The 15,488-nt window shown below is 63.5% G+C and carries 14 protein-coding genes; 4 read left to right on the plus strand and 10 right to left on the minus strand.

Features of this window, described 5'->3' with window-relative positions; translation table 11 throughout:
* The first annotated feature begins 86 nt into the window (after positions 1 to 86).
* Positions 87 to 914 (plus strand): DUF937 domain-containing protein, encoded by an 828-nt coding sequence (locus tag V7S54_RS02025; RefSeq protein ID WP_065372732.1) that lies wholly within the window; start codon positions 87 to 89, stop codon positions 912 to 914.
* A 343-nt stretch (positions 915 to 1,257) separates the two neighbouring features.
* Here the strand turns inward: V7S54_RS02025 and V7S54_RS02030 are convergent, their stop codons facing one another.
* Positions 1,258 to 1,554 (minus strand): DUF1127 domain-containing protein, encoded by a 297-nt coding sequence (locus V7S54_RS02030; protein WP_336408033.1) that lies wholly within the window; start codon positions 1,552 to 1,554, stop codon positions 1,258 to 1,260.
* A gap of 206 nt (positions 1,555 to 1,760) precedes the next feature.
* On the opposite strand from V7S54_RS02030, the gene V7S54_RS02035 reads away from it, so the two are divergent.
* On the plus strand, positions 1,761 to 2,711 hold the full coding sequence (locus V7S54_RS02035) for a LysR substrate-binding domain-containing protein (RefSeq protein WP_034800917.1): 951 nt from the start codon (positions 1,761 to 1,763) through the stop codon (positions 2,709 to 2,711).
* An 83-nt stretch (positions 2,712 to 2,794) separates the two neighbouring features.
* Here the strand turns inward: V7S54_RS02035 and katA are convergent, their stop codons facing one another.
* Positions 2,795 to 4,279, minus strand: coding sequence for a catalase KatA (gene katA / locus V7S54_RS02040; protein ID WP_065372734.1), 1,485 nt, complete (start codon positions 4,277 to 4,279; stop codon positions 2,795 to 2,797).
* A gap of 196 nt (positions 4,280 to 4,475) precedes the next feature.
* Here katA and V7S54_RS02045 point away from each other — a divergent pair, with 196 nt between their 5' ends.
* On the plus strand, positions 4,476 to 5,387 hold the full coding sequence (locus V7S54_RS02045) for a hydrogen peroxide-inducible genes activator (protein ID WP_065372735.1): 912 nt from the start codon (positions 4,476 to 4,478) through the stop codon (positions 5,385 to 5,387).
* A gap of 12 nt (positions 5,388 to 5,399) precedes the next feature.
* On the opposite strand, the gene V7S54_RS02050 is transcribed toward V7S54_RS02045, so the two are convergent.
* The 5 genes from V7S54_RS02050 to V7S54_RS02070 all read right to left on the minus strand — a co-directional run bounded on the left by V7S54_RS02050 (position 5,400) and on the right by V7S54_RS02070 (position 10,780).
* Complete coding sequence (locus V7S54_RS02050; protein WP_065372736.1) at positions 5,400 to 6,275, minus strand: dienelactone hydrolase family protein; 876 nt, start codon at positions 6,273 to 6,275, stop codon at positions 5,400 to 5,402.
* Positions 6,276 to 6,396: 121 nt separating this feature from the next.
* The gene (gene adhP / locus V7S54_RS02055) at positions 6,397 to 7,425 is read right to left on the minus strand and encodes an alcohol dehydrogenase AdhP (protein ID WP_065372837.1); all 1,029 of its coding nucleotides are present in this window, start codon (positions 7,423 to 7,425) and stop codon (positions 6,397 to 6,399) included.
* 147 nt (positions 7,426 to 7,572) lie between these two features.
* Positions 7,573 to 7,989: an MAPEG family protein gene (locus tag V7S54_RS02060; protein WP_065372737.1), complete on the minus strand. Its 417-nt coding sequence runs from the start codon at positions 7,987 to 7,989 to the stop codon at positions 7,573 to 7,575.
* Between the two features lie 98 nt (positions 7,990 to 8,087).
* Positions 8,088 to 9,590, minus strand: a complete 1,503-nt coding sequence (gene guaB, locus V7S54_RS02065) for an IMP dehydrogenase (protein WP_057250925.1) — start codon at positions 9,588 to 9,590, stop codon at positions 8,088 to 8,090.
* Between the two features lie 203 nt (positions 9,591 to 9,793).
* Complete coding sequence (locus V7S54_RS02070; RefSeq protein WP_141679274.1) at positions 9,794 to 10,780, minus strand: MBL fold metallo-hydrolase; 987 nt, start codon at positions 10,778 to 10,780, stop codon at positions 9,794 to 9,796.
* Between the two features lie 186 nt (positions 10,781 to 10,966).
* Here V7S54_RS02070 and V7S54_RS02075 point away from each other — a divergent pair, with 186 nt between their 5' ends.
* Positions 10,967 to 12,376 (plus strand): DHA2 family efflux MFS transporter permease subunit, encoded by a 1,410-nt coding sequence (locus V7S54_RS02075; RefSeq protein WP_336408034.1) that lies wholly within the window; start codon positions 10,967 to 10,969, stop codon positions 12,374 to 12,376.
* Positions 12,377 to 12,437: 61 nt separating this feature from the next.
* On the opposite strand, the gene V7S54_RS02080 is transcribed toward V7S54_RS02075, so the two are convergent.
* The 3 genes from V7S54_RS02080 to V7S54_RS02090 are packed head-to-tail and all read right to left on the minus strand — an operon-like array spanning position 12,438 to position 15,137.
* The gene (locus V7S54_RS02080; RefSeq protein WP_065372740.1) at positions 12,438 to 12,818 is read right to left on the minus strand and encodes a VOC family protein; all 381 of its coding nucleotides are present in this window, start codon (positions 12,816 to 12,818) and stop codon (positions 12,438 to 12,440) included.
* A 1-nt stretch (position 12,819) separates the two neighbouring features.
* The gene (locus V7S54_RS02085; RefSeq protein ID WP_058325426.1) at positions 12,820 to 13,557 is read right to left on the minus strand and encodes an RlmE family RNA methyltransferase; all 738 of its coding nucleotides are present in this window, start codon (positions 13,555 to 13,557) and stop codon (positions 12,820 to 12,822) included.
* A complete protein-coding gene (locus V7S54_RS02090) occupies positions 13,554 to 15,137 on the minus strand; it encodes a Ppx/GppA phosphatase family protein (RefSeq protein ID WP_065372741.1) in 1,584 nt (527 codons plus the stop codon). Before V7S54_RS02090 ends, V7S54_RS02085 begins: the two co-directional genes overlap by 4 nt.
* Positions 15,138 to 15,488: the final 351 nt, after the last annotated feature.

The following is a 15,488-nucleotide window of genomic DNA, read 5'->3' on the forward strand; positions in this document are numbered from 1 at the left end:
GGTTTCCAGCCCCCGATTTCCCGTTATAGTGCAAGGATATGCGTCGCTTACAGCGCCGCGCGTCGAGATGCCGAAGGGGAACTGGGATGGCACCGCTTTTTGACATGTTCGCACAGGCGCAGAACGGTAAGGCCATCGAACTGATGGCTCAACAATTCGGCCTCGCGCAGGAGCAGATGACGAAGGCGACGGCAGCGTTGCTGCCCGCCTTCTCGGCCGCCTTCAAGCGCAACACGGCCAATCCATATGATTTCGGCGCGTTGCTCACGGCGCTCGGCAGCGGCAACTACGCCAAATACTTCGAAGACATGAGCCAGGCCTTCACGCCACAGGGCATGGTCGACGGCAACGGTGTTCTCGGACAGCTGTTCGGATCGAAGGAAATGTCGCGCGCGATCGCCGCGCAGGCCGCGCAGGTCACCGGCATCAGCCAGGAGATCTACAAGCAGATGCTGCCGGTCATGGCAGATACGCTGATGGGCGGGCTGTTCAAGCAGACGACCGGGCAATTCGCCGCCGCAAGCGACGCCTTCGCCAACAACCCGATGGCCACGGCGATGCGCCAATGGATGGAAGCGGCCGGCTTTGCCAAGAAGCCGGAGCCGCAGCCGAACCCCTTCGACAACCCCTTCACGCAGGCGATGCAGGGCTTCTTCGGCATGGCCAAGAAGGAAGAGAAGGCCAAGACATCGGACGTCTTTGCCGACAACCCCTTCGTCAAGGCATTTCAGGACATGATGCAGGCGGGCGCCACCGGCGCGCAGAAGCCGGCACCGGACAATCCGGCCCTTGCCCAGTTCTCCCAGGTGATGAACAGCATGTTCGACACCGGGCTGGAAATGCAGAAAGAATACCAGAAGAACGTCGACGCCCTGTTCGACATCTACAAGACCGGACCCGGCGCAAAGAGCTGAAACGCCCCTTCCCTATCCATGCCCCCGTTGGACGCCGCAACCTTCTGCGCCTGAGAGGGTGCGCGCTTGCCTGAGCAAATCTCAAAAGAAAAAGGCCCGGTACATGTCTTGGTCATGCACCGGGCCAAGCGGCAGGGTCTATTGGCTCTACCCTGCGGGGAACGTTTGGGCGCGACCTCTTAAGATCAGCAGCGCCGAAACTCTGAAGTTCGCAGCATGATCCGCGGCGGCGGCTGGCTTTCGCGGATCATGCTCGACTGGCACACCCTAAGCGGCGGGATGCGCCGTGAAGCGGGCCGAGGATGCGGTTTCCCGCTTTCATCCCGCTCCAACTCGTCAACGGTCAGTCGTGGCGGGTCCCCTTGTAGAAGAGGCTCGCCCGGTTTCGCGAGGCGCGCGTCAGGTAACTCGCCGGATTGTCGAAGAAGGGCGAGGTGATCGCCTCGCGCACGTCTTCTCGCTTCAGCCCCATATCGAGGAGCTGGCGGTCATCCATGTCATTCAGACGGCCGATCGCATATCGGTTTCGGAGCTGGTGCCATGCGGACGTGAGCATGCCTGTCACGCCGACGGCGCGGGAGGCATGGGGCTGCTTTCCTGCTACGAGGTCGAGATCGAGGACGTGCTGTGTCGTGCGCATGACAATTCTCCTTTCAGGCACGAAGAGGCCCATCCCCTGCGGGGAGGTCAAACGCAGGGGCGGGCCAAAGACTTTGGGAATCGCCGGCGAAATTGCCGGCCCGGGATCGATGAATTTGCCCCTAATTGATCGCAAATCCTTATTGATCAGTCCAACGAATGTTTTTAATGATATTCATCAAACAATTTTATGGATGCATCACGGCCATGTCCGCACCGCTCGATATCGACCAGCTCCAGACCTTTGTCGCAATCGCCGACACGGGCAGTTTCACCAAGGCGGCCGACCGGGTCTTCAAGACTCAATCCGCCGTGTCGATGCAGATGCGCCGCCTGGAAGAGCGCATCGGCAAGGCGCTGTTCATGAAGGATGGCCGCGGCAACCGGCTGACGGTCGAGGGCGACCGGCTGCTCAATTTCGCCCGCCGGATGATCCGCCTCAACAATGAAGCGATCGCTTCCTTCGACGACAACCGCCTTGAAGGAACGCTCCGCATCGGCACGCCCGACGATTACGCCGACCGCTACATGCCCGAGATCATCATGCGGTTTGCCAAAACGCATCCGAATGTCGAGCTCTATATCATCTGCGAACCTTCAGTGGATCTCGCCGAGAAGATGGCGAAGGGCGACCTCGACATCGCGCTCGTCACGCACAATCCGCGTGCACGCGCCTCGGATGTCGTGCGGACCGAGCCTCTCTGCTGGGTGAGCTCGATCAATCATCCGCTGCCGGAAAACGCGCCGATCCCGCTTGCGGTCGGCCGGCGGGACTGCCTCTGGCGGCAAGCCGCCTGCGCAGCGCTCGATGCGACCGGCCGCGAATACCAGATCCTGTTCACAAGCTGGTCGTCGACGGTCGTCGCCGCGGCCGTGCTTGCAGGGATGGCGGTATCGGTCCTGCCGGAGTCGGCTCTTCGCCCCGGCATGAAGGTGCTGACGCTCGCCGACGGCTTCCCGGCGCTGGCACCGGTGCAGATCGGCATCATGAAGCGTCCCGGCCTCTCGCCCTCGCTCTCCAACGCGATCAGCAACCACATCACCGCCTGCCTCGACAACATCACGCCGATCAGCGCCAACGACGACCTCGAAGCCGATATCAAGGGCTTCCCGCGCTATCCGCGCCTGCGGCAGAGCCACATGCTGCCGGGCTGGTAAGAGCCGGTAGAAACCAAAAAAGGCCACGCACCGACAGGTACGTGGCCTTTTTCATTTCAGGGCTGATCGAGCGCCCGCCCCGCCTATTCGGCAGCGGTGCTGACCGCCTCCGCCTCATAGCCGTGCGCCACGCGAAGGGCCGCACGTACGCCGGCTTCATAGTCCGGGTGGACAAGCTTGAAATGCGCAAGCTGACGCTCGACGATCAGGCCCGGCACGCCACCCATCGCGGCGGCGATGTTTGCAAACAGGCGCGCCTTCTGACCGGCATCGAACAGGTTGAAGAGCGCCCGCGGCTGGCTGTAGTCATCGTTGCCTTCGCGGTGGTCGTAGCGGGCCATGTCGCCGCTGATGCGCAACGGCGGCTCCATCGCGGAAGGCTGCTCGACCGGGCCGTTGAACGAGTTCGGCTCGTAGTAGGCATCCGGGTTGCCGGTCTGGATGCCGCCGAACGTGTTCATCTGGCCATCACGGTGATAGTGATGCACCGGGCATTTCGGCCGGTTGACGGGGATGTGCTCGTAGTGTGTGCCGAGCCGATAGCGGTGGGCATCGGCATAGGAGAAGAGCCGCGCCTGCAGCATCTTGTCCGGCGAGAAGCCGATGCCGGGCACGATGTTCGACGGCGAGAAGGCGGCGTTCTCGACCTCGGCGAAATAGTTCTCCGGGTTGCGGTTGAGCTCCAGCACGCCGACCTCGATCGGCGGATAGTCCGCATGCGGCCAGACCTTGGTGACGTCGAAAGGATTGTAGGGGGTCTTTTCCGCATCGAGCTCGGGCATGATCTGCACCTGCAGCGTCCAGCGCGGATAGTTGCCCTCCTCGATCGCTCCGTAGAGCGCTTCCTGATAGCTTTCGCGCGTCCGGCCGATCACCTTTTCGGCTTCCGCATTGGTGTAGAACTTGTGGCCGTGCTGGGTCTTGAAGTGGAACTTCACCCAATAGCGCTCGCCGGCGTCGTTCCAGAAGGAGAAGGTGTGCGAACCGTAGCCGTTCATGTGCAGCGCCGATACCGGACATCCGCGGTCCGACATCAGGATCGTGACCTGGTGCAGGCTTTCCGGTGACAGAGACCAGAAATCCCACATGGCGGTGGCCGAGCGCAGGTTGGTCTTCGGGTGGCGCTTCTGGGTGTGGATGAAGTCCGGGAACTTGTAGGCATCGCGGACGAAGAAGATCGGGGTGTTGTTGCCGACGAGGTCCCAATTGCCTTCAGGCGTATAGAACTTCAGCGCAAAACCGCGCACGTCGCGTTCGGCATCGGCGGCGCCCAGTTCACCCGCAACGGTGGAGAAGCGCGCCAGCATCGGGGTCTCAGTGCCCGGCTGCAGAACCTTGGCCTTGGTGTATTTGGAGATATCGCCTGATATCTTCAGCGTGCCAAAGGCGCCCCAGCCCTTGGCGTGCACGGCGCGCTCGGGAATGCGCTCGCGGTTTTGATGCGACAGCTTCTCGATAAGCTGGTAGTCCTGCATCATGACGCCGCCGCGCGGACCGGCCGTCAGCGAATTCTGGTTGTCGGGCACCGGCGCTCCGGCACTCGTCGTCAATATGGGTCGATCTGACATCGCGTCCTCCTGTCAAAGGGTTCGCGCCCGGGAGATCGGACAGGCCGAACCGCCTTCCCGACAGCAGCCTGAGAAGGCTGCCAGCCGCCACTTCGGCGGCGCTCAAAGCCCGGACGCCTTGGCCAGACGGTTTTCCCACAGGGCTTCGATAATCTCCAATTGCATAAAAATTAAAAATCGATAGGATTTTCTTATCATGCTTACACTCCGACAGATGCGCTATTTCGAGGCTCTTGCCTCCGCTCGCCACTTCGGCAAGGCCGCCGAACTGGTCCATGTCAGCCAGCCGGCGCTTTCCGCGCAGATCATGGAAATGGAAAACCACCTGGGGGTGAAACTGGTGGAGCGCAGCCGCGGCGGCGTTTTCCTCACCCGCAAGGGCGAAGAGATATTGGCCCGCACCCGCACCGTCCTCGCCGAGGTGGACATGCTGGAACAGAGCGCACGCGCTAGCTCCGGCACGCTCGAAGGGCGGATCCGCATCGGCGTCATTCCGACACTTGCGCCCTATCTCGTGCCACGGCTGGTGCCGCACTTACGCCGCGTCTATCCGGCGATCGAGATCGAGTTGAAGGAATCGGTGACATCAAGGCTGGTCGCCGATCTCGGCGAAGGTCTTCTGGACGCCGTCGTTGCCGCCCTGCCGATCGAAACCGACGGGCTTTCGACGAAGCCGCTCTTTTCCGACCGCTTCTACATGGCGATGGCGGACGACGAGCGAAACATCCTGATGTCGCCGCTGACCGAAGATCAGGTGGATGTCGAACAGCTGCTCCTACTCGAAGAAGGCCATTGCCTGCGCGACCAGGCACTCGCCGTCTGCAGCACCGCGGGCAAACGCCGCCTCGTCTCGTTCGGCGCGACCTCGATGACGACGCTCCTGCAGATGGTTGCCAATGGCATGGGCATGACGCTGATCCCTGAAATCGCCATCGCGACCGAGGCCGCACGCAATTCGATCCGCATCGTGCCCTTCGCCGCACCCGAGCCGGCCCGCGAGATCGGCCTCGTCTGGCGGCGCAGCAGCCCGCGCGAGCGCGACATGGAAGCGCTCGCAACGGCAATCAGCGACTGCGCCGACGATATTATCCGGGCGGCTGCCGCCTGAGTTAAGTCGGGCTCAGGCGAGCTTGGCCTTCAGGAATTCCACCGTCCGGCCCCAGGCGAGATCGGCGGCAGCCTTGTCGTAGCGCGCGGCCGAGGTGTCGTTGTTGAAGGCATGGTTGACGCCGTCATAGACATAGAACGTCGCGTCCTTGCCGTCGTCTTTGAGCGCCTTCTGGTACGCGTCGATGCCGGCATTGATGCGTTCGTCGAGCCCGGCATAGTGCAGCAGCAGGGCGGCTTTGATCTTCGGCACATCCTCCGCCTTGGGCTGCGCGCCGTAATAGGCGACGCCGGCCTTGAGATCGGGCGAGCCGACCGCGAGCCGGTTGACAAGACCGCCTCCCCAGCAGAAGCCAATGGCACCAACCTTCCCTGTCGATTGCTGGTGCCCTTCCAGGAAGGCCACGGTCGCAACTGCATTCGCCGTCGTTGCTGCCGCATCCAGCGCGCCGATCATCTCACGTGCCTTGTCCTCGTCCGTAGGCGTTCCACCCGACGGCGACAGGAAGTCCGGCGCAAGCGCCAGGAAGCCTTCGAGCGCCATGCGGCGCGCAACGTCGCGGATATGCGGATTGAGCCCGCGGTTCTCGTGAATGACGATCACCGCCGGCAGTTTTCCGCTGACGTCGGCCGGGCGAACGAGGTAACCTTTCATGTCGCCGCCTGCCCCAGGGTAGGAGATATCCTCGCCGGTGATACGGGTATCGGTCGACGCAACGATTTCCGCCTTGGCGCCGTTGGCGGCAAGCAGCGGCGCGATCGCCGCGGCCGCGGCCGCGGAACCGGCCAGTCCGGTGAGCTTTTCCATGAAGCGACGGCGATCGAGGGTCAGATGCGTGTATTCGTCATAGGCGTCGATCATCGCCTGTGTGATTGTCGGTTCCTGCATGTCAGCCTCCTTCGGTTCGTTGTCCCGCGGCGGCAGACAGAACCGCCCGCGACAGAATAAGTCGGCGGGCGGTCGCGAACATACAAACTTGCGTTACTTCTGCGTGTTTCGTTTTGGCCGATCAGCCGTTGAGATCGAGCACGATCCGGCCGTCGATCTTGCCTTCCTCCATACGCTTGAAGATCGCATTGATGTTCTCAATCTTGTCCCAGGTGAAGTGCGAGGCGACCTTGCCTTCGCCGGCAAACTCCAGCGACTCCTCGAGATCCTGGCGCGTGCCGACGATCGAGCCGCGGATGGTGATGCGCTTCAGCACCGTATCGAAGATCGGCAGGCACATCTGGCCGGGCGGTAGGCCGACGAGCGCCATGGTCCCCTTCGAGCGCAGCATGTTGAACGCCTGCTCCATCGCCTTGGGTGCCACCGCCGTCACCAGTGCGCCATGCACGCCGCCGGTCGCCTTCTGAACCTGCTCGACCGCGTCCTTGTCACGCGCATCGACGACGAGGTCGGCACCGAGTTTTCGCGCAAGCGCCAACTTGTCCGGGAAGATATCGACGGCGGCGACATGCATGCCCATTGCCTTGGCATATTGCACCGCCATGTGGCCGAGCCCGCCGATGCCGGAAATCAGCGCCCATTCGCCGGGACGCACCTCGGTCTCCTTCAGGCCCTTATAGACGGTGACGCCGGCGCAGAGGATCGGTGCGGCCGGTCCGAATTCAAGCTTTGCCGGCAGACGCCCGACAAAATCCGGATCGGCAAGACCGTACTGGGCAAAGGTGCCGTTGACGGAATAGCCGGTGTTCTGCTGGCTGCCGCAAAGGGTCTCCCAGCCGGTGCGGCAGGGCGTGCAGCCGCCGCAGGCCGTGTGCAGCCACGGCACGCCGACACGGTCGCCTTCCTTCAGGTGTGTGACGCCGCTGCCGAGCTTGGCGACATAACCGACGCCCTCGTGTCCTGGGATGAAGGGCGGCTTCGGCTTGACCGGCCAATCGCCGTTGGCGGCATGCAGGTCCGTATGGCAGACGCCGGTCGCTTCGTATTTGATCAGCACCTGGCCGGGGCCCGGCTCCGGTATCGCCACATCCTCGATTACCAGCGGCTTGCCGAATTCGCGTACCACGGCGGCTTTCATCGTTGCGGTCATCTCGTCCTCCTCCGATGCGTTGTCGTCCAACGTCGGAAAGACTACCTGCAAAGGCGGCATCGGGTACTTGATACGCATCAAAGCGCGTGGATCGTTCGCGCAGACTGTCTCAGATTTGCGCCACTTCGCTTGGGGCGCGAACCGGGATCAGCTCATCGCCATCCAGACGGCAAGCCACACCCACATGGCAAAAAGCGTCGCGACGCCCCCCATGAACAGCGGGCGACGATAGCGGATGCGGTTGTTCGTGACATGTACGAAGGCGTGCACGTAGCGCAAGACGACGAAAAGCCAGGCAAGGGCGAGGGAGACGATGTTGTCGGCCTCGGTGATATAAAGCAGCACGCAGGAGACGTAGAAGAGAACGGGCAGCTCGAACTGGTTGGCGATGCTGTTCTTCACCACCAGGCTTTCGCCCGGCTCGTCACGGTTCTCCCGAAACTGGGCCGCATGCACCTTGCCGGCGCGCACCAGCCTCACCCGGCGGAAGGATAGGAGAGCGTAGAGGCAGAAGACGAGAAGGACATGCACCACGATCGGCCAGAAGATCTCGAAACCCGTCATGCGCTGCTCCCTGAAGAAAGCTTATTCTGAAAAATACTTAATCTGAAAAGGCGAAGGGCGCCGCGAAATGACGCGGCGCCCTTCGGATGCAATCGAAATCAGTGCGCGCCCGGATAGTTCGGGCTCTCGCGGGTGATCGTCACGTCGTGGGCGTGGCTTTCGCGAAGGCCGGCGCCCGAGATGCGCACGAACTGGGCGCGCTCCTGGTATTCCTTGATGGTCGGGCCGCCGACATAGCCCATGGACGCCTTGAGGCCGCCGGCGAGCTGGTGCAGCACGCCCGCAACCGGACCCTTGTAGGGAACCTGGCCTTCGATGCCCTCGGGAACCAGCTTCAGCGTGTCGCGCACTTCCGCCTGGAAGTAACGGTCTGCCGAACCGCGGGCCATGGCGCCAACGGAACCCATGCCGCGATAGGCCTTGAAGGAACGGCCCTGGTAGAGGAACACTTCGCCCGGGCTTTCATCGGTACCGGCAAGCAGCGAGCCGATCATGACGGCCGAAGCTCCGGCGGCGATCGCCTTGGCAAGGTCGCCGGAGAACTTGATGCCGCCGTCGGCGATAACAGGAATGCCGGCGGCCTGGGCAGCCTCGACGGCGCTCATGATCGCGGCCAGCTGCGGAACGCCGACGCCGGCGACGATGCGCGTGGTGCAGATCGAGCCCGGGCCGATACCGACCTTGACCGCATCCGCACCGGCATCGATCAGCGCCTTGGTGCCGGCGGCGGTGGCGACGTTGCCGGCCATGATGCGAACCGAGTTCGAGAGCTTCTTGACGCGCGCGACGGCATCGAGCACGCGCTGCGAATGGCCGTGGGCCGTGTCGACGACGATCAGGTCGACGCCGGCGTCGATCAGCCGTTCGGCGCGCTCAAAGCCGTCATCGCCGACCGAGATGGCGGCGGCGGCGCGAAGGCGGCCCTGCGCATCCTTGGAGGCGTTGGGGTTGAGCTGGGCCTTCTCGATGTCCTTGACGGTGATGAGGCCAACGCAGCGGCCGTCGGCGTCGACGACCAAAAGCTTTTCGATGCGGTGCGCGTGCAGCAGGCGCTTGGCTTCCTGCTGGTCGACGCTTTCCTTGACCGTGACCAGGTTCTCATGGGTCATCAGCTCATGGATCTTCTGGTTCGGATCGGAAGCGAAGCGGACGTCACGGTTGGTGAGGATGCCGACGAGACGGCCCTGCTTCTGGCCGCCGGCGCCGCCATTTTCAACAACCGGGATGCCGGAGATGCCGTGCTGCTTCATCAGGCCCAGTGCATCGGCAAGCTTGGCGTCGGGACCGATGGTCACCGGATTGACGACCATGCCGCTTTCGAACTTCTTGACCTGGCGGACCTCTTCGGCCTGCTCGGCCGGCGTCAGGTTGCGGTGGATGACGCCGATGCCGCCGGCCTGCGCCATGGCGATCGCGAGGCGCCCTTCGGTCACCGTGTCCATCGCCGACGACAGGATCGGCAGGTTGAGGTCGATGTCCTGGGCAATGGTGGTTGCGATATTGGTCTGACCCGGCATGACTTCGGAATGTCCGGGCAGGAGCAGAACGTCGTCGAAGGTCAAAGCCTCCAGACCAGTTGCCGTTTCGATGATGCGCGCCATGGCCAATTCCCTTCAATAAACGAAAACCCCCGGGGACGGGCTGCGATTTGTCCACCGGGCGACTTCAAAGCGTGTCTTGGAAGTTGGCGAGGGCTCGTAACACGGATATGTCAGGATGAAAATAGCCAGAGTCGGGAAATGTCCCGCCTCCGGCCGATATTTGTTGCAGGGCAGCAATTCTCGGCTGCCGACCGGCCAGTCGATCAGATATCGAGCTGATAGCTGGCGGGAACGAAGCGGTAGCCTTCGCCCTGCTTCTCGATGAAGCCGACAGCCGGAAACGGCATGTGGTAGCCGATGAAGGGCAGCCGCTCGCTGGCGATCATGTCGAAAATCCTGCGGCGGGTCTCGGCCGCCTTCGCCTTGTCCATGTCGAAGCGCACTTCCCAATCGGGGCGCTGCAGCGACAGCACATAGTGGTTGGCGGTATCGGCCGTCAGCATCATGCCCTTGCCGTCGGAATCGAGGCGGAACACCATGTGCCCCGGGGAGTGGCCGAAGGCGGCAATCGCCGAGATACCCGGCACGACCTCGGCGCCGTCGGCGATGAAGGTCGTCTTTTCCGCCAGCGGAACCACTTTCTCCAGCACCGCCTTGTGGCCGTTTTCCGCCGGCGTGCCGGCGCGTGCCGGATCCTTCCAGAAGGCATATTCCGTTTCGCCCATCACGTAGCGCGCATTGGCGAAAGCCGGCTTGCCGGCCTCCATGAGACCGCCGATGTGATCGCCATGCATATGGGTGACCACCACGACCGAGACCTGCTCCGGCGCATAGCCGGCGGCGCGGATACCTTCGACGAGACGCCCCAGGCCGGCTTCGCGACCGCCCTCGCCCATGCCGGTGTCGAAGAGCACGACATCCGTTCCGGTATCGACGAGAACCGGCGAGAAACTGTTGACCAACGCTTCGGTCGGCAGAAAGTTCTGTTGCAGCAGTTCCGCCACCGCCTGCTGCGACTGGTTGGTGCCATAGATCTCATGCGGTTTCTCGGTGACGCGTGTGCCGTCATTGACGACGACGAGCTTGAAAGCGCCGAGCTTGAGAGATCGGATCGGAGGAGCGCTTTTCATGTGCGTTTTTTCCACCTTTTCCTCAGCCACCGCAACGCCCGTCAGCAGCGACGGCGCCGCCAGCACCCCAAACGTGCCCGCCCCCATCAAGGTCCGGCGCTTCATCGACATTTCACTCATGGTCCAATCCCTCTTGCCCTGTTGGATCCGTTGCCGGGAAAGGCAACTCGGCCAGAACTAGCGTCTTGACAGCAAAGGCCAGCCGGGATCACAGGCTTTTGATCCGCAATCACCGGTTTCGCCCCGACAAAAGCCATCACCAGCATTAGCTTCACACTATCGCTGGCCGTCTTCGAAGCACATTCCATGAACCGTATCGTCCCGATGATCCTTGCCGTCGCTCTTTTCATGGAGCAGATGGATTCGACCGTAATCTCCACGTCGCTGCCGGCAATCGCCCGCGACATCGGCGTCGGGCCGATCACGCTCAAGCTGGCGCTGACCGCCTATATGGTGTCGCTGGCGATCTTCATTCCCTTGAGCGGCTGGATGGCGGACCGCTTCGGCGCCAAGAAGATTTTCCGCGCGGCGATCCTCGTCTTCATCGCCGGTTCCATTTTCTGCGCCATCTCCAACAGCCTCGTCGCCTTCGTCTTCTCACGCTTCCTGCAGGGCATGGGCGGAGCGATGATGACGCCGGTCGCCCGCCTCGTGCTGGTGCGTGGCACGCCGCGCAGCGAACTCGTCTCGGCCATGGCGCTTTTGACGATCCCGGCGCTTGTCGGGCCGCTCGCCGGACCGCCGCTCGGCGGCTTCATCACCACCTATTTCTCCTGGCACTGGATCTTCCTGATCAACGTGCCTGTCGGCATCGCCGGCTACATCCTTTCGGGCATCTATCTGCCGGCCATGGAGCCGCGCGATCCGCCACCGGTCGACGCTCTCGGTTTCCTGCTCGGCGGCATCGCCGCCTCCGGCATCGTCTTCGGCCTGTCGGTGATCAGCTTACCGGCGCTACCGCCGATCGTCGGCATCGCTTCGGTCGTCGTCGGCGCGGTCGCGACCCTGCTCTATATCCGCCATGCCCGCCGCCATCCGGCACCGGTTCTCGATCTCAATCTCTTTAAAGACAGCGCGTTTCGCGCCGCCTCGATCGGCGGCACGATCTTTCGCATCTCGGTCGGCGCGGTACCCTTCCTGATGCCCTTGATGCTGCAGGTGGGCTTCGGGCTCAACCCGTTCCAGTCCGGCCTCATCACCTTCATCGGCGCGGTCGGAGCCATCACCACCAAGTTCTACGCGCGGCGCGTGCTCGCCTTCGCCGGCTTCCGTACGACACTGATCCTCGCAGCAATCCTCGCCGCGATCACCACCTTCGCCAATGGCTTCTTCACGCCGGCGACGCCCTATCTGGTGATGATCACCATCCTGCTGATTGCAGGCTTCGCCCGTTCCTTCTTCTTTACCAGCGTCAACGCGCTTTCCTTCGCCGATATCGACGATGCGGACGCCAGCAAGGCGACCTCGATGAGCGCGGTGCTGCAGCAGATCAGCCTGGCGCTCGGCGTTGCCGTTGCCGGCGCGATCCTGGAGATCGAGACCAAGCTCAGCGGCGGCCCGCTGCAGCTCGACGATTTCCACACCGCCTTCATGATCTTCGCCGGCGCCAACCTGATCGCAGCGATCCCGTTCCTGACCATGGCAAAGAACGCCGGTGCCTCGGTTTCCGGGCACCGGCTGCCGGTGCGCGAAGTCGAGTCGGCTGCGGGGAAGTAAGGATATTTCAGGGAAACGCGCGGCGACTTTCCGTCCGAAAGAACGGCGCCAATAGCGCGAACTATTCCGGGCGCTCGCACACGGCGGCGATCTTGTTGCCGTCGAGATCGCGAACCCACGTGCCGTAGAAGTTCGCGTGGAACGGGCGAAGCCCCGGTGCGCCCTCATCGATACCGCCATTGGCAAGGGCTGCCGCGTGGAAGGCATCGACGGCTGAGCGCGTCTTGGCGTCAAGCGCGATGCTCACGCCGTTGCCATAGGTGGCGGGCGCGCGATTGAAGGGCGTCACTACCCAGAAGCGGATGCGGTCGCCCGCAGCACCGTAACCGATCTCGGTCTCGTCCTGCCGTTGGCGGTGATAGCCGAGCGCCGGCAGCACCGCGTCATAGAACGCGCCGGCGCGTTCGAGATCGTTTGTACCGACGGTCACGTAGAGCAGCATGCTATTCCGCCGCCTCGTCTTCGGTTTCCGTTTCGTTTCCGGCCTTCTGGCGCCCCTTGAAGCCCTTGGCGAGCAGGAACATTTCGACCGATTCGGACCGCGACGATGCCGGCTTCACATGGATGACCTGGCGGAAATTCTGCTTGAGCATATTGAGCAGTTCGCGCTCCGTGCCGCCCTGGAAGGTCTTCGCCAGGAAATGCCCACCTTCGGCAAGCACGTCGACGGCGAAATAGGCCGCGACTTCGCAGAGATGCATGGTGCGCAGGTGGTCGGTCTGGCGGTGTCCGGTCGTCGGTGCCGCCATGTCCGAAATCACGAGATCCGGCGTACCGCCGATGGCTTCCATGAGCTTCCCCGGCGCTTCGGGATCGAGGAAATCCATCTGCAGGATACGCACGCCCGGGATCGGGTCCACTTCGAGGAAATCGATCGCCGCGACGCGCGGATCGGCGTCGGTCGAATTGGTGACCTTGGCGGCGATCTGCGTCCAGCTTCCGGGGGCGGCACCGAGGTCGATGATGCGGCGGGCGCCGGTCAGGATCTTGTGCTTCTCGTCGATCTCCAAAAGCTTGAACGCCGCACGGGCGCGATAGCCCTCGAGCTGGGCGCGCTGCACATAGGGATCGTTGATGTGGCGCTCCAGCCAGCGGCGGGAGGATGCCTTGAGCTTGCCCTTCTTGACCTTCTGGCCAAGCTTGCGGCCGCTGCGGTTGCCGCCAACAGGGGGTTTCGTCATGCCTTGTTTCCTTCCTGGCTGCCGGCGTTGGCGCCGCGCTGGTGACGGCGCGGCCGCGAGCGGCGCCAGGCTCCATCATCCGCCATCATATCGGTGAGCAGCCCTTCGCGCAGGCCGCGATCGGCGACACGCATGCGCGTCGACGGCCAGCGGCGGCGGATCGCCTCGAGGATCGCACAGCCGGCCAGCACGAGGTCGGCACGATCCGGACCGATACAGGGATTGGCGGCGCGCGCATTGAAATCCCAGGAGAGCAGGCGCGCCTGCATGGCCGAGACTTCGTCATCGGTGAGCCACAGGCCATCGACGCGGCGGCGATCGTAGCGCGGCAGGTCGAGATGCACGCCGGCAAGTGTCGTGACCGTGCCGGATGTGCCGATCAGGTGGAAGCCGCTGCCGGAGGCGCCGTTTGCCAGCGCCTCGACCGGTGGGCTGTCGAAGCGAGCGAGCATGCCCTCAACCTCCTGCACCATCGCCTCGAAGCTTGCCGGCGTCACGTGCTGCCCGCCATGGCGCTCCGAGAGCGTGACGACGCCAACCGGCAGCGAGGTCCAGTGGGTGATGTGATTGGCAAGCCGGTTCGACCTGGAATCGCCGATGCGGATGACGGCGATCTCGGACGAGCCGCCGCCGATATCGAAGAGCACGACCGAACGGGTCTCGCGATCGACGAGCGACGAGCAGCCGGAGACGGCAAGCCGTGCTTCGGTCTCGCGGTTGATGATCTCGAGATCAAGGCCGGTCTCCCGCGCCACACGCTCAAGGAAGCTTTCGCCGTTTTCGGCGGCGCGCGCGGCCTCCGTCGCGATCAGGCGGCTGCGGCGAATCGTGCGGGCGCCGAGCTTCGAGGCGCAGACCTTCAACGCTTCGACCGCGCGCTCCATCGCCTCGTCCGACAACCGGCCGCTGGCACCGAGCCCCTCGCCCAGGCGAACGATGCGCGAAAAGGCATCGACCACCCGGAACTGGCCGGGGCGAGTCGGCTGCGCAATCAAAAGGCGGCAATTGTTGGTGCCGAGGTCGAGCGCGGCATAGAGCGGCGCCGGCGGTTCGCTGGCGGCAACATAGGGCGCGCGCGGTTGATCGGCGCGCTGGCCGGGCCGCTGCTGTGACGCCGTCTGCCCGTTGGAAGCGGAGGGCCCCGATCGCGCATTGCCGCCATCGGCAGCTCTTTGCTGGGCTGGCTGGCGCTCGCCGCTTGTGAGTGGACGACCCTGGAGCCCACGGCGATGCCGCGCCTTCTTGCTGCGCTTGTGGCCCTTGCGCTCGCCGAGCGACGACTCAACGAGTTGTGCGCTGCCGCCCTGCGGCGCGGACGCGACTGCGGCCTGTTGTTTTGCGGATTTCGAACGACGACGCCGTTTGCGCTTGCGCGCCGGTTCCGCCTCGTTCTCTCCTGCGGGACGCCCTGCCATGCCGGCAGTGCCGGGCTGGCTGGCAATTGCAGACGGCGAAGGAGACGACTTGCGTCGTTTCCGCTTGCCCTTGCCGTTGCGCGGACCGAGCTTCGATCCATCACTGCGGCCTGCTGCCGACGCCCCGGATTCGGACGGCTTTTCGCCGTGATCGGGGTCTTTCACTTGTCTCAACCATGGCGCCGCGCAAGCCCTAAGGGCCGCTCAAGGCGCTCTCTCGATTTTTCGTTGGCGCGACTGTACCAGCGCAAGCCCCGTTCGCCAAACTGTTTTTGACTGTGCTGCCAAGGGGTAAGGCCGGATACGGTCAACACTGCGGACGGCGATGGCGATCTACACCCCCTCGCAATCGTGTCCAGCGCCGCCGCCCGGCCGCAAATGGGCGGCACCACGACGTACCGTCGGTACCGGCAAATCGGTGCAAAAATCCCGCCGCCACATCGAGTTCGCATTTTTTTGCCAAAAGGTATTTGCATTGGTCGCGCTTTTGTTTATAAGCCCGCCACACCGACGCGA

The sequence above is a fragment of the Ensifer sp. CCNWLY38 genome (assembly GCF_037120565.1).
Taxonomy (GTDB): domain Bacteria; phylum Pseudomonadota; class Alphaproteobacteria; order Rhizobiales; family Rhizobiaceae; genus Ensifer; species Ensifer adhaerens_H.

What these genes read in the sequence shown, in the direction of transcription:
- V7S54_RS02030 (WP_336408033.1), bottom strand. Translation starts at nt 1,554, where the DNA reads ATGCGCACGACACAGCACGTCCTCGATCTCGACCTCGTAGCAGGAAAG.
- guaB (WP_057250925.1), bottom strand. Translation starts at nt 9,590, where the DNA reads ATGGCGCGCATCATCGAAACGGCAACTGGTCTGGAGGCTTTGACCTTC.
- V7S54_RS02080 (WP_065372740.1), bottom strand. Translation starts at nt 12,818, where the DNA reads ATGCTGCTCTACGTGACCGTCGGTACAAACGATCTCGAACGCGCCGGC.
- V7S54_RS02060 (WP_065372737.1), bottom strand. Translation starts at nt 7,989, where the DNA reads ATGACGGGTTTCGAGATCTTCTGGCCGATCGTGGTGCATGTCCTTCTC.
- V7S54_RS02050 (WP_065372736.1), bottom strand. Translation starts at nt 6,275, where the DNA reads ATGCAGGAACCGACAATCACACAGGCGATGATCGACGCCTATGACGAA.
- V7S54_RS02070 (WP_141679274.1), bottom strand. Translation starts at nt 10,780, where the DNA reads ATGAGTGAAATGTCGATGAAGCGCCGGACCTTGATGGGGGCGGGCACG.
- katA (WP_065372734.1), bottom strand. Translation starts at nt 4,279, where the DNA reads ATGTCAGATCGACCCATATTGACGACGAGTGCCGGAGCGCCGGTGCCC.
- V7S54_RS02035 (WP_034800917.1), top strand. Translation starts at nt 1,761, where the DNA reads ATGTCCGCACCGCTCGATATCGACCAGCTCCAGACCTTTGTCGCAATC.
- V7S54_RS02085 (WP_058325426.1), bottom strand. Translation starts at nt 13,557, where the DNA reads ATGACGAAACCCCCTGTTGGCGGCAACCGCAGCGGCCGCAAGCTTGGC.
- adhP (WP_065372837.1), bottom strand. Translation starts at nt 7,425, where the DNA reads ATGACCGCAACGATGAAAGCCGCCGTGGTACGCGAATTCGGCAAGCCG.
- V7S54_RS02025 (WP_065372732.1), top strand. Translation starts at nt 87, where the DNA reads ATGGCACCGCTTTTTGACATGTTCGCACAGGCGCAGAACGGTAAGGCC.
- V7S54_RS02075 (WP_336408034.1), top strand. Translation starts at nt 10,967, where the DNA reads ATGAACCGTATCGTCCCGATGATCCTTGCCGTCGCTCTTTTCATGGAG.
- V7S54_RS02045 (WP_065372735.1), top strand. Translation starts at nt 4,476, where the DNA reads ATGCTTACACTCCGACAGATGCGCTATTTCGAGGCTCTTGCCTCCGCT.